This is a genomic window from Pseudomonas sp. GL_090, from assembly GCF_057837765.1.
The window spans coordinates 3,310,239-3,323,467 of record NZ_CM174452.1 but is presented as its reverse complement, the minus strand read 5'-3'; the positions used below and the strand labels follow the sequence as shown (position 1 = coordinate 3,323,467).

General features: G+C 57.7%; 12 protein-coding genes. 7 read left to right on the top strand and 5 right to left on the bottom strand.

Features of this window, described 5'->3' with window-relative positions; all coding sequences use genetic code 11:
- Positions 1–13: 13 nt before the first annotated feature.
- Positions 14–931, bottom strand: a complete 918-nt coding sequence (locus AC3ITA_RS14840; protein WP_095942133.1) for a LysR family transcriptional regulator — start codon at positions 929–931, stop codon at positions 14–16.
- A gap of 196 nt (positions 932–1,127) precedes the next feature.
- Between AC3ITA_RS14840 and AC3ITA_RS14835 the strand changes: the two genes are divergently transcribed.
- The gene (locus AC3ITA_RS14835; protein ID WP_414927626.1) at positions 1,128–1,568 is read left to right on the top strand and encodes a DoxX family protein; all 441 of its coding nucleotides are present in this window, start codon (positions 1,128–1,130) and stop codon (positions 1,566–1,568) included.
- Positions 1,569–1,644: 76 nt separating this feature from the next.
- Positions 1,645–2,568, top strand: a complete 924-nt coding sequence (locus AC3ITA_RS14830; RefSeq protein ID WP_414927625.1) for an NADP-dependent oxidoreductase — start codon at positions 1,645–1,647, stop codon at positions 2,566–2,568.
- Positions 2,569–2,646: 78 nt separating this feature from the next.
- Here the strand turns inward: AC3ITA_RS14830 and AC3ITA_RS14825 are convergent, their stop codons facing one another.
- The 3 genes from AC3ITA_RS14825 to AC3ITA_RS14815 form a co-directional block, all read right to left on the bottom strand.
- On the bottom strand, positions 2,647–3,717 hold the full coding sequence (locus tag AC3ITA_RS14825) for a threonine aldolase family protein (protein WP_489277624.1): 1,071 nt from the start codon (positions 3,715–3,717) through the stop codon (positions 2,647–2,649).
- 102 nt (positions 3,718–3,819) lie between these two features.
- Positions 3,820–4,635 carry an AraC family transcriptional regulator gene (locus AC3ITA_RS14820; protein ID WP_489277622.1) on the bottom strand — a complete coding sequence of 272 codons (816 nt, stop codon included), beginning with the start codon at positions 4,633–4,635 and terminating at the stop codon, positions 3,820–3,822.
- A 201-nt stretch (positions 4,636–4,836) separates the two neighbouring features.
- Entirely contained in the window at positions 4,837–5,292 is a 456-nt protein-coding gene (locus AC3ITA_RS14815; protein ID WP_095942137.1) for a glycine zipper 2TM domain-containing protein, read from the bottom strand.
- A gap of 252 nt (positions 5,293–5,544) precedes the next feature.
- Between AC3ITA_RS14815 and AC3ITA_RS14810 the strand changes: the two genes are divergently transcribed.
- Positions 5,545–7,104 (top strand): sensor domain-containing diguanylate cyclase, encoded by a 1,560-nt coding sequence (locus tag AC3ITA_RS14810; RefSeq protein ID WP_191628381.1) that lies wholly within the window; start codon positions 5,545–5,547, stop codon positions 7,102–7,104.
- Between the two features lie 113 nt (positions 7,105–7,217).
- Here the strand turns inward: AC3ITA_RS14810 and AC3ITA_RS14805 are convergent, their stop codons facing one another.
- Positions 7,218–8,222, bottom strand: coding sequence for a LacI family DNA-binding transcriptional regulator (locus AC3ITA_RS14805; protein WP_489277620.1), 1,005 nt, complete (start codon positions 8,220–8,222; stop codon positions 7,218–7,220).
- Positions 8,223–8,411: 189 nt separating this feature from the next.
- On the opposite strand from AC3ITA_RS14805, the gene AC3ITA_RS14800 reads away from it, so the two are divergent.
- The 4 genes from AC3ITA_RS14800 (at position 8,412) to AC3ITA_RS14785 (ending at position 12,884) form a co-directional block, all read left to right on the top strand.
- A complete protein-coding gene (locus AC3ITA_RS14800) occupies positions 8,412–9,578 on the top strand; it encodes a Gfo/Idh/MocA family protein (RefSeq protein ID WP_414927620.1) in 1,167 nt (388 codons plus the stop codon).
- Entirely contained in the window at positions 9,575–10,678 is a 1,104-nt protein-coding gene (locus AC3ITA_RS14795) for a sugar phosphate isomerase/epimerase family protein (protein WP_489277618.1), read from the top strand. The genes AC3ITA_RS14800 and AC3ITA_RS14795 overlap by 4 nt, the downstream gene beginning before the upstream one ends.
- A 56-nt stretch (positions 10,679–10,734) precedes the next feature.
- On the top strand, positions 10,735–12,006 hold the full coding sequence (locus tag AC3ITA_RS14790) for a nucleoside permease (RefSeq protein ID WP_489277616.1): 1,272 nt from the start codon (positions 10,735–10,737) through the stop codon (positions 12,004–12,006).
- Positions 12,007–12,209: 203 nt separating this feature from the next.
- Positions 12,210–12,884: a dTMP kinase gene (locus AC3ITA_RS14785; RefSeq protein ID WP_414927617.1), complete on the top strand. Its 675-nt coding sequence runs from the start codon at positions 12,210–12,212 to the stop codon at positions 12,882–12,884.
- Positions 12,885–13,229 lie beyond the last annotated feature (345 nt).

The following is a 13,229-nucleotide window of genomic DNA, read 5'->3' as shown; positions in this document are numbered from 1 at the left end:
TCTGTTTCCAGGTTCAAAGGGATGTCTCCTGCGCGGAGCTTTGTTGACCGAAGCGCTCAATCAACCACCTCGCAGCCGGCCCCGGCGGCAAATCCGTGCGGTAGATCACGTCGAAGGGGTAAATTCCGCTTTTGTATTCCGGTATGTTCAACTGAACGAGTCGGCCGCTCTCCAGGTCTTCCCGGACCATCGGGGCTGGCATGTTCCCCCAACCGATGCCTTCACGCAGCAGCATGTGCTTGGCGCCCAGGTCCGCCAGGCGCCAGGTGCGGTTGCTGAGCACGGCGAAATCCTTGTCCTTGGTCAAAAGCGAGCGATCGGACAGCACCAGTTGCGTGTGCTCTCGCCCGGCACCCGGAACATTCGCGTCGTTTGAAGCCAGCGGATGATTCGGGGCCGCCACGGGAATCAACTCGACACTGCCGACCCCCATTCTCTCGATACCGTCGATGCCCTCGTTCATGGGGCCGCTGACACCGATGATCGCACCACGGTTGACCACACGCTCAGTGACGGCGCCGAGGGCTTCCATGTGCAAGTGCAGGGCAACGGTCGGAAACTCTTCGCGAAAGGATTTGAGTGCGTCGACCACACGCTCGGGGGGCAGCATGACATCGAGCACCACGTGCACTTCGGCTTCGAGCCCCTGAAGCAGGCCCTTCACTTTGGCACGTAGTCCATGAACCCCGTTGGCGATGGTCCGGGCTTCGGCCAGTACGGTGCGACCGGCATCGGTGAGCTGGGGTTTACGGGTTGTCTGGCGGTCGAACAGCGACACACCGAGCTGCATTTCCAGGTTGGCGATCGAGTAGCTGACAACCGAAGTGGCGCGGTGCAGTTTTCGGGCGGCCGCCGCGAAACTGCCGACTTCCACGACCGTCAGGAACACTCGCAGTTGGTCCAGTGTCGGTGTTCCCGGATCAGAGATCATGCCTGTTTCCTTGATCCAGACGTCGCTCGGAAAATTGCACGATTGATCTCTCCTTACCGGTTGAGCGGGTGTTCTTTTCTAATAAATCGAACTTAATGATCTAAATTAGTCAGCTATTCAGATTAGCTGATGCAGCGCAACATTTCCTCACTAAGGCGGTTCCTGTTGAATCGCACCCAACTGAAGGAAATACCCCATGACGACTTCTGCAAACATCGCTCAAACAACCACGTCTGAACAGAGCCGCTCCGACGTCACCCAAGCCTCGGCCTCGTTGATCGGCCGCGTACTGCTCAGCGCAATCTTCATCCTTTCCGGTTTTTCGAAACTCGCCGCTCCGGCAATGATGGTCGGCTACATCGGTTCGGTCGGGCTTCCGTTTCCTCAACTGGCACTGGCGGTGGCGATCATTGTAGAGGTCGGCGGTGGCCTGGCACTGATTGCCGGATACCGCACCCGCACGGTCGCCGCCGTACTGGCCGTGTTCAGCGTGTTCACTGCGCTGGCGTTCCATAACGCACTGGGCGATCAGAACCAGTTCATCCACTTCTTCAAGAACATCGCCATGGCCGGTGGCCTGTTGCAGGTCGTGGCCTTCGGTGCCGGTCGCTTCAGCCTCGACGCCCGCCGTGGTTGATCCCCCCGCGCTGCGCACGGCACGCGCCCTCGCAGCGCCAATGTTTTCTCCCTTCTTTTCGATTATCGAGGCCTCCATGAAAGCCCTACGCGTGTACGAATACGGCAGTCCTGAAGTTTTACACCTGGAAGAGATTGCAGAGCCTGTCGTCGGTGTCGGTGAAGTGCTGATCGATGTCGCCGCCGCCGGGGTCAACCCGATTGACTGGAAGATCCTGTCCGGCGCCATGAAAGCGTTCATCCCGTTGCCGCTGCCTTTTACCCCGGGCGTTGAAGTGGCCGGCACTGTCGTCGCGCTGGGGGAGGGCGTCACTGAATTCAACATCGGTGATGAAGTGTTCGGCTTCATCAACATCGTCGGCGGTTACGCGACCAAAGCCGTTGCCCAGGTTTCCAAACTGGCGCTCAAACCAAAATCACTCAGTGCCTTGCAGGCTGGCGCTGTCCCGGCAACGGCCCTGACGGCCTGGCAGGCGCTGACCGAACACGCTGGCGTGCAACGTCGCCAGAAAGTGTTGATCCATGCCGCGGCCGGTGGCGTGGGCAGCATGGCCGTGCAGATTGCCAAGTACCTGGGCGCTGAAGTCTACGCAACGGCCTCGGCACATCATCATGCCTACCTGAAGAAAATCGGAGCGGACTACACCATCGACTACACCACCCAGGCTTTCGAGGAACTGGCATCCGGCCTCGATGTGGTACTGGATCTGGTGGGTGGCGAAACACAAACCCGTTCGTTTGCGGTACTGAAAAAGCACGGTGTACTGGTATCGCCGGTGAGCGCCCCAAACATGTCGCTGGCCAATGACTACGGCGTAACCCCCGTGAACTTCGCCACCCGCTCGGATGGCCGGCAGCTTTCGCTCATCGCCGAACTGTTCGATAAGGGACACCTCACGGTCAATGTAGAGACTTACCCCTTGAGCGAGGCGAAAGTCGCGATCGAGAAAAGCATGGGTCGTCACTTACGTGGCAGGCTTGTTCTCGATACCGCGAAGTAAGTGGTTGCCAGTGGTAGTTCCTGGAGTTGGGCGTCGATACTGGAGACGCCCACCAATCCCAGTGCTGGGTGGCGAGTGTTACTCGCGTTCCCGATCTATAGTTTGCCTCACCTGGTTCAACAGGTGATCGACATCCTCGGCGGTGGTGGCGAACGAGGTGACAAAGCGAACGACGTTCGGCCCCCAACGATCGTGATAGAACCCGAAGCCGGCCTTTAGCAGCGCATCGATCATTGCCGAGTCCAGCCGACAGAACAGGATGTTCGCCTCGGTACCGCCGAGCACCTCAACGCCGCTCAGGCCAGCAAGCCCTTGCGCCAGGCGCTGGGCGGCAGCGTTGGCCTTGCATGCGTTGCGTAGCCAGAGATCGTCGGTCAGGTACGCATCGATCTGCGCCGACAGAAATCGCATCTTGGAAGACAGATGGCCTGCGCGCTTGCGCCGATAACTCATCTCGGCGGCCAGGGAGGTGTTGAACAGGACGATGGCTTCCGCCGCCAGCACGCCGTTCTTGGTGGCACCGAACGACAGGGCATCCACGCCGGCCTTCCATGTCATCTCCGCCGGGGAGCAGCCAAGCGACACCAGGGCGTTGGCAAAACGCGACCCATCCATATGCAATCCCAGGGAAGAGGACTTGCAGACGTCACCAATGGCTGCGATTTCATCCAGGGTGTAGATGCTGCCGACTTCGGTGGCCTGGGTGATGCTGACGCAGGCGGGTTGAGTCGTGTGCACGTCGCCGACTTTGTCGCGAGTGCGCTCGCGCAGTCGAACGATATCCAGTTTGGCCGCCGGGCCGTCGACGGTCATCAGCTTGGCACCGTTGGAAAAGAACTCCGGCGCGCCGCATTCATCGTTGTTGATATGGCTGGCCGGATGGCAGTAGATGTTGCCCCAGGGTGGCGTCATCGCGCTCAGGCACAGGGCGTTGGCGGCGGTGCCGGTGGGCACGAGAAAGACCTCCACGTCGCGTTCGAAAATCTCGCAGAACATGCGCCGGACCTGTGCCGTCAACTCGTCGGTGCCATAGGGGCTCGCCTGGCCCGTGCTGTGTTTGACGAGGGCTTGTACCACCTCCGGTGATGCGCCGGCGATGTTGTCACTTGAAAAACCCAGCGCGGGCGGTCTGTTTGCTTCACCGTTCATCTTCCAGTTCTCGGCTGCGCAGGCGAAGGTGTTTCGCCCGGATTGGCGCATCCTATGGAGAGGGAAGGTTGTTGCGCTTGTAAAAAATTGACGGCCGACGGACTAAGTCCTGTAACGCGATGGCGCGACGCCGAATGCCTGCCGAAAGGCACGGTTGAAATGGCTTTGATCGTAGAAGCCGACGGCGTGGGCGACATCGATGATCGGTTGCTCGCTGCCAGACAGCAGGCCACAGGCCCGTTCGAGACGCAATCGAAGCAGCCAGGCGTGTGGCGTCATGCCGATGGTCCGCTTGAACTGCTTGAGGAAGGGGAAGCGGCCCAGCCCGCACAGGCCAGCGAGATCATCGAGGGTGATTCGCTGATCGATGTGGCTGAAACAATAGTCCCTGACGCGAGACCATTGCAGCGGCGATAGCGTCCCTGTAACCGTTTCGGGCCTGATCGCCCGTGACTGGTTCAACAGGTGTTCAAGCAGGGTGAACCATTGCGTCTGCACCGCAAGGGTGCCGGGGCCGACGACCTGCTGCATCGCTTCGTGAAACCCCCGCAGGTTACCAACAAGCCCGGTGTCTTCGAGCAGCACACCGGCCAATTCAAGCTCTTTCGGTTGACCGCTGATCTCCTCGGTCAGGCTCGCGACCAGCGCCTGGGACAGACGGAATGTCTTGAGCGTATAAGCGCCGCCGCCCTCGGACACGCCATCGTGGATTTCACCCGGAGGCATCAGGGCAACATTTCCCGGACCCAAAAGAAACGACTCGCCCTTCGAACGATGACGCTGGATGCCTTCGGTGACAAAACCGATGTGGAAGTCGAGGTGGTAATGGCGATCGAAGCCGACATTCGCAAAACGTGCGGACCCCAGCACCAGGCCTGGTACTTCGGACACGTGATGGTACTTGGCATGCTCAGTCATGAAACCCGTTCAATAATCGGCGAGGAGGGCAGGGACCACAAAGTTTAGGTCCACAGGACACATAGATCCAAGGGTTGCCAGCAACTGGCATGAGTTCGTGCATGACTGATTGAGTGTCAACCGAACTTGCTCGACATGATGATGTTGCGCAGCAAGTGACTACGGCCACTTGTCCGCTGCGCAACATCCTGTAGCCGCCCCCTAGCCTTGTGGCACCACCCGCGCTTCGTTTCCGGCACCCTCGACATACACGTTCATGCCTTTTCTCAGCGCCGGATTGATCGGCTGGGTCACCTGAACCAGTACGCCGCTCTGGGTGCGAACGATGATCTGCTGTGCGTCCACGGGTTGATCATATTTTTTCTTTTCGACGTAGTTGCCGCCTGCCGCACCCGCGAGGGCACCGGCGACCATCGCCACATCCCGGCCGGTGCCCCCGCCGATCAGGCTACCCAGGGCCAGACCGCCAATACCGCCCATTATGGCACCGACGCCGCTATCGTGATTGGTTTGCATCTGGGTCTGCGTAATCTGCTCGATTTTCCCCGAGCGAATTTCCATCTCGCCAGCGCCCCCGCTCCCGGCACCCACCGCGGCACAGCCGCCAAGCACCAGACCAAAAAGCGTAATCGTCAGCCAGGAAGCGATTGTTTTCATCGTCGAACTCCATTTTCAGAGGAAGTGGATCATGCAATTGCATCCAATGACGTTAGACGAAAATGGAGAATCGGTGCGATTCAAGTGGGCTCTACGTCTACCGCGAGGTTTAGTGAGATAATGGCAGCGTAAGACTTCGGACTTCCCTTTTTCTGCATGGATTGCACCTCGTTTGAAAACCATAGCCTTTGCCTTCGCTTTACTTATTCCCATCGGCACCCTGCACGCACTGCGCATTGAGAAGCCCGAATGATGTTTACCAAGCGACGCAGTTCGCTGGTGGGGTTCATTCTTTTGGCGGTCGGACTGGTTGGTTTTTCGACCCTGCTACTGCTTACATCCGAGACGGAACGCCGGGAAACGCGTTTTTCAGAATACGTACAGAACATCTCTGGCATCGTGCGCAACCAGCTGGATACCAATGAAGCGGTATTGGCGGGTTTTTCAGCATTTCTCCAGGCCGTCGACCAGAGCGATACGGAAGCAGCCGTTCGTTATGCTGCAGCGGTTTTATCCGCGTACCCTCATATTTACATGCTCGAGGCGGCGAGGGCGGTACCCATTGCCGAGCAGACTGCATTTGAAGAGCTGTTGAGACGCACCTGGCGCCCGGACTTTGCACTCAAGGATTTCCCGAGCCTCGCTCGGCAACCCGCCCAGCACCAGGTCCATCTCAATGAGACCTGGCCCGTGCTGTTCATGTACCCGCCACTCCCGGAGTCCAGTTCAATCTATGGTGTCAGGCTGGAAACCGTTGGGCATCTTTCATCTGCACTGGCTCGAGCCCGTAGTCACCAGAAACCCGTCGTATCACCCGTTTTCTCGATGTTCGAAGGTGGTAATGCCTACATTCTTATGCAGTCTGTCCGTCGAACCGAGGACGCAAGAGAGAGCACGCGCCCCAATTTTTTCGGCAGCACGATGTTGTCCTTACTGTTGATCAGAACGGACTCGTTATTGGAAGCCGTGAACGATGCGAACGTTGATCCTTTCGTCCATATCAGCGCTGTTCTGAAAACCGGTGCCGGTTCAGAAAACAACGTGTTTTCTACGGACACAGAACAGGCTGGTTTCCTGGATCAACTTTTCCTGCCGCGCCTGACCGATCGGGTCGACATTAAAAACGCTTCACAACCCATGACGTTGCTGTTTGAGCGTCAGCTGCGGTTTGGGGATGTTCTGACTGCCGAAACGTTGGTGATCCTTGCCGTGTTGGCCGGGGCGCTTGTCCTCATGCCGCTTGTGTTGATTCGGCATTTCAAGGCGATAGAAAGGGCTGAAGTCGAGCACGAACGAGCAACGTACCTGGCAACCCATGACGTACTCACGCAATTGCCCAACCGCTACCTCTTTGCCGATCGTTTTGAGCAGGCCATCGACAGCTGGAAAATGGATGGGACACAGTTTGCCGTGTTGTTGATCGACCTGGATCACTTCAAGGAAATCAACGACGAATGCGGCCATGAAGTCGGCGATCAAGTGCTTCAAACAGTCGCAAGTCGCATGCTTCAGGCAACTCGCTCGCGTGACACCGTCGCACGCTATGGCGGGGATGAATTTGTCATTCTGCTTACGGACATTACCAGCGCTGAGAGTGCTGAAAAAAAGGCGGGGAGGTTGTTTGAAGCCATCGCGCAGCCAGTCATGACAACCGCTGGAGAACGATCGCTCTCGTGCAGTATCGGGGTTTCGCTATTTCCTGTTCACGGCCAGAGTCTCGACACGTTGCTCAAGGCGGCGGATCAGTCCATGTATGGCGTCAAGCAATTGGGTCGCAAAGGCATTGCAATGACGGAAACGCTAGAGGCCTGATCTCTTCAGTCCAGGAACAAGTGCGATGATCGTCCGCCCGGCAACGCCTGACGATCTGTCGGTTCTGCTGGATTGCGTTTGCCTGATCAGAAAATCTCCTGAAATGGATGTGGTCAGCGCTCGTTGACCACAGCTGTGCTATTGCGCAACGTCAACTCAAACGGCAATACCACATGACGCTGTGCAATCGGTTTCTTCTCAATCAGAGAGATCAGCATATCGACGGCTTTCTGGCCGAAGACTTCGGCGGGTTGCGCGATGGTCGTCAGAGGCGGATCGCAGTACGCCGCGAAGGGGATGTCGTCGAAACCCACCAATGAAATATCCTCCGGTACCCGCATGCCCTGTTGCTTGATTCGCTTCAACGCACCGATGGCCATTTCATCGTTTTCGCAAAACAGCGCGGTGGGACGATCAGACAGCTCCAGCATCGCTGCAGCACCGTCATGTCCCGCCTTCAAACTGAAATCACCGTGGCAGATCAGGGCGGGATCGGACGCGATGCCGGCTTGGCGCAATGCATCCTGATAGCCGGCCACACGGTCGCGGGTCAGCGGGCTGCTTTTCGGGCCTTTGATCAGACCGATCCGCCGGTGGCCCAGTTCGATCAGATGCTCGGTCATGGTCTTGGCGGCCGCGCGGTTATCGAGGCTGATCGTCGGATGGCGGCCGCCTTGAATCACCTCACAGGCGTTGACGATAGGTGGTAGCTCAGCGCTGGGGAAGGGGGCTTCAAAAGGGTCGTAGGCGCGCAACTGAATCACGCCGTCGGCCTGATGGGCGTACACCAGCTCGGCGAATTCCCGTTCTACTTCCTCGCGGCCCTGGGTGTCGCACAGCAGCAGTCGGTACCCGGCGGCCTGGGCAGCCTGTTGGGCACCGCTGATCACCCGGGCGAAAAAGGTATTGGCGATGGTCGGCACCAGAATCACCAGATTGCCGGTTCTGCGCGAGCGAAACTGCACCGCCATCAGGTTCGGTCGATAACCGGCCTTTTCCACGGCGGCGTTGACCTTGTCCCGAGTGTCGGGGAGCACGCGCTCAGGCGACTTCAGTGTTCTGGATACTGTGGCCACCGAGACGCCGGCAAGCCGGGCTACTTCACGGATATTGGACAAGACCACCTCATTATCGAACTGTGCGGTTGGCGAGCTTAGCGCAGGTCGGCCGAGCCCTGAAATGTTCGTGGATTTTAATCCGGGTATTTGACACCTCGCACAACTGCGCCTAAATTCTCGCCACGATGTAACCGGTTACATCATGGCGAAAGATAAGCCTGACACCGCCTCAAACAGAGAAAAGTCGCGATGAATGTTCCAGTGCCAAAAATAAGAATGGGGTTTGTCGGTGGCGGCGAGGGCGCCTTCATTGGCAAAGCCCATCGTCAGGCCGCCGCGCTCGACAGTCGCTTTGAACTGGTGTGCGGTGCGTTTAGCCGAGACGTCCGCAACAACCAGGACACGGGCGCGGCGCTGGGATTGCCCGCTTCCCGCTGCTACAGCGACTGGCAACTGATGCTCAATGCCGAGCGCGCGCTACCCGCTGATCAACGCATGGAACTGCTGGTCATTGTCACCCCCAATCACTTGCATGCGCCGATTGCCAGCCAGGCGCTGCGTGCAGGGTTTCATGTGTTCAGCGAGAAACCCGCGGCGCTGAATCTGTCTGAGCTGTTACCCCTCAAAAAGCTGCTGGAGAGCAGCGACCGCCTCTATGGATTGGCCCACACCTACCTCGGTTATCCGATGGTCTGGCAGGCTCGGGAAATGGTTCGCGACGGTGTGATCGGCACGGTGCGCAAGGTCATCGTCGAGTATCCCCAGGGCTGGTTGAGTCAGGATGTGGCCGGGCAGGGCAACAAGCAGGCGGGCTGGCGCGATCAACCCGAACAGTCGGGGTTGGGAGGCTGCATTGGCGATATCGGTACCCATGCCTTTTCATTGGCCGAATTCGTGGCAGACCAACCCATCAAGCAACTGTGTGCGATGTTGAATACGCACCTTGCAAGCCGGCAACTGGACGACGACGCCGCGATGCTGTTCAAGATGGCCGACGGCGCGAGCGGTGTATTGATCGCCAGCCAGGTCTGCGCTGGCGAAGAGAACCCGTTGAAGATCCGCATCTACGGCGACAAGGGCGGGCTGGAATGGCGTCAGGAAGACCCGTCGAGCCTGATTCATCGCTCTATTGATCAACCCTTGCGCATCCTGCGTTCGGGTGTCGGTCAACCCTGGTTGTGCGAAGCCGCGACCCGACGCATGCGTCTGCCCGCCGGACATCCCGAAGGCTATCTGGAGGCCATGGCCAACCTCTACGGCGATTTCGCCAGCGCGATCCGCAGCAATGTCGAAGGCAACGATGCCCCCGGCGTACCAGGCATCGAAGTCGGACTGCGCGGCATGGCCTTCATCGAAGCCGTGATCGCCAACCATCGTGGCGACACCAAGTGGACCGAACTGGTCTGCCATCCATGAACCCGGAGAATCCCCCCGTGAACCCTATGCCCCAACCCCCGACAGGCTTGCGCGGGCCAGGTATTTTCCTGGCGCAGTTCATGTCCGCTCAAGCGCCATTCGATACACTGGCCAATATTGCTCGTTGGGCGGCGTCCCAAGGGTACAAGGCCATTCAGTTGCCCACGTCGGGCACGCAATACATCGACCTGGCGCGCGCCGCCGACAGTCAGGACTATTGCGACGAATTGAAAGCCATCTGTGCTCAAGCGGGCGTCGAAATCAGTGAGCTGTCGACGCACTTGCAAGGCCAACTGGTAGCGGTGCATCCGGCGTTCGATGCCTTGTTCGATGACTTTGCGCCGGTGCACTTACGCGGTCAGCCGCAGGCGCGGACCGAATGGGCCATCGACCAATTGAAGCTGGCGGCCCGCGCCAGTCAGCGGTTGGGGTTGAAGGCCCATGCGACCTTTTCCGGCGCGCTGCTCTGGCCGTATCTCTACCCTTGGCCGCAGCGGCCGAGCGGTTTGGTCGAACAGGGTTTTGCAGAATTGGCCAAGCGCTGGTTGCCGATCCTCGAGTGTTTCGAAGAGGCCGGCGTCGACCTGTGCTACGAGATCCACCCCGGCGAAGACCTGCACGACGGTGCCTCGTTCGAGCGTTTTCTAGCGGCTGTCGACCATCATCCACGCGCCGCCATTCTGTATGACCCGAGTCATCTGCTGCTCCAGCAAATGGACTACCTGGGGTTCATCGATCGCTACCACGACCGCATCCGCATGTTCCACGTCAAGGACGCCGAGTTCCGGCCCGATGCCCGCTCGGGTGTCTACGGCGGGTATCAGGCATGGGTCGATCGACCGGGCCGCTTCCGTTCTCTGGGCGATGGCCAGATCGACTTCAAATCGATCTTCAGCAAACTGACCCAATACGACTTTACCGGTTGGGCCGTGCTGGAGTGGGAGTGTTGTTTGAAGGATTCGGCACAGGGTGCCGCGCAAGGAGCGGCGTTCATTGAGCAGCACATGATCACCAAGACACAAAAGGCGTTCGACGACTTCGCCAGCGTGACGTCCGACGAAGGTTTCAATCGTCGACTGCTGGGTTTACCCGATGCCTGAATAAAACGTTGCTCGTTCCTCTCTCCAAAAAGAAAAACAATAAGACGGTGATTGTTATGACCATGATGACCGCGCGATTAAGCGCCATGATGTTCCTGCAATTCTTTATCTGGGGCGGATGGTTCGTCACCCTCGGTACATTCCTCGCCAGTAATCTGGGCGCCAGCGGCGGGCAGATCGGCATGGCATTCTCGACACAATCCTGGGGCGCGATCATCGCGCCGTTTGTGATCGGTTTGATCGCCGACCGTATCTTCAATGCCGAGCGCATCCTCGCCGTGCTGCACCTGGTGGGCGCCGTGTTGCTATATCAGCTTTATCGGGCGCCAGATTTCAGCACGTTCTATCCGTTCGTACTGGCCTACATGATGACCTACATGCCGACCCTGGCATTGGTCAATTCGGTCGCGTTCCGGCAGATGAGCGACCCGGCCCTGGAATTTTCCCGTATTCGCGTGTGGGGCACCCTCGGTTGGATTGTGGCCGGTGTGGTCATAAGCTTTGTGTTTGCGTGGGACTCTCAAGTCGCAATTTCATCAGGCGGATTACGCAATACCTTTCTGATGTCGGCGGTTGCTTCTCTGGTTCTGGGCCTTTACAGCTTCACCTTGCCGCGCACCGCACCCCTGAAGCCAGCGTCAGGCAGCGGTGGCTTCAAGCAAATGCTCGGGCTGGACGCCTTGGGCTTGCTCAAAGACCGCAGCTACCTGGTGTTCTTCATCGCCTCCATTTTGATCTGCATTCCGCTGGCGTTCTATTACCAGAATGCCAATCCGTTTCTGGCGGACATCGGCATGACCAACCCCACGGCGAAAATGGCCATCGGTCAGGTCTCGGAAGTGCTGTTCATGCTGCTCCTGCCGCTGTTCATTCAGCGCTTCGGCATCAAAATCGCGCTTCTGGTGGGGATGCTGGCGTGGGCCTTGCGCTACCTGTTGTTCGCCTACGGAAACAATGGCGACTTGGCCTTTATGCTGTTCACCGGCATCGCCCTGCACGGCATCTGCTACGACTTCTTCTTCGTTTCGGGCCAGATCTACACCGATGCCAAAGCTTCGGAACACTTCAGAAGCTCTGCCCAAGGCCTGATTACCCTGGCGACCTATGGTCTGGGCATGCTGATCGGCTTCTGGGTCGCCGGGCAAGTGACCGATCACTACGCGTTGGCGGACAGCCATGACTGGAAAAGCATCTGGTTGTTTCCGGCAGGTTTTGCCTTAGCGATTTTTTTCTGTTTTTCGCTGGCGTTCAAGGGACAGAACGTTGAGACGCCAGGTACTTCGCGCGCAGACGGACGAACCAGTAGGGTGCCGCTGCACAAACCCTAGCGTCTCGGAATGTTCGTTCCGAGTATAAAAAACTGACTGGTGAGGGCAGGGGAGAGAGCTGTTGGATGTGGCGATAGCTCATGAGATAGTGCTCGACGTACTCGTCTCTCACGCTGATCCGCTGCAAATCTCCCATTGTTGGCCGCCAGTTGTCACGGCCGACCAGATGGAAAAAAAACCGTATATCAATCGTTATGTGAAGAATGAATCGTCCGCTGTTTGTTTCTCTAGATGGGCCCAAAGGCGCCGGCAAAACCACACTGTTGGAGGCCGTTACGAAAGTACTGAGGGCAGACAACAAAAAGGTGATCCGACTTTGCGAGCAAAAAAGCGATCCCTATAGGGGTGAAACAATGGCCCTCGTGAACAAACTCGTGAGAAATCCCACCCGGGATTTGGAGTTGGAGGTTTGTGAGCGCTTTGCCGATAGCCGTACCTGGATTTCCCGGCACGTGCTGGCTAAACAGCCACCAGACAGCATCATCTTGATCGATCGCTGGTACCCGTCTGATGCCGCGTTTCGCCGGATAGTCCCGTTTGCAGAGATTCTACAGCTGAACATCGATCGAAACGTGCGAGTGCCAGACCTGCATGTCGGGGTTGTCACCACGCCTGAAATTTCATGGGCCAGGGCCGCGGCACGACGGCGTGGGCTGAGTAGTACCGTGATCCATAAGCTGGAAGAACATGTCGCTTGTACCAAGGCGTTCGAGCGAGCGATTGCAGATCACGGCTGGGTTTTATGCCGTAATGAAGGAACGATCGAAGACGCAACGATGCAGGTGGTTTCTGAGATCTATAGAGTCCTTCGATGCCCCGTAGGCGAAGTTCGCTGCGCCGGTCTTGTCGCCTTAGGGTTGCCGGCTGATGTTTTGTAACGCTTCGGGAAAGGGCATTCCTTTTTTATCGAAAGCCACAATTTTTTGAGAATGTTGTCAGCATCCGTAATTAACCGGAGGTCGCTAACCTATTGATAATTAGAAATTTCCGTTTAATTTTTGTAATTAACCGGAAAAAATACCGAATATTTCTCCATTTTTCCGGTTAATTACAGTTCAGGGCCGATTTTCTGAATCAACCGAATAGATCTTTTGTTGATCAGATGCCAGCTGCAGTGCAGTTGTAGCCGATGGTTCTGACCGCCTATACCGCAACACTACTTGCAGCTGTTGGCTCGGATCGCTTGCACGGCACACTGTAACCGTCGATTGTTCGGATCGGGT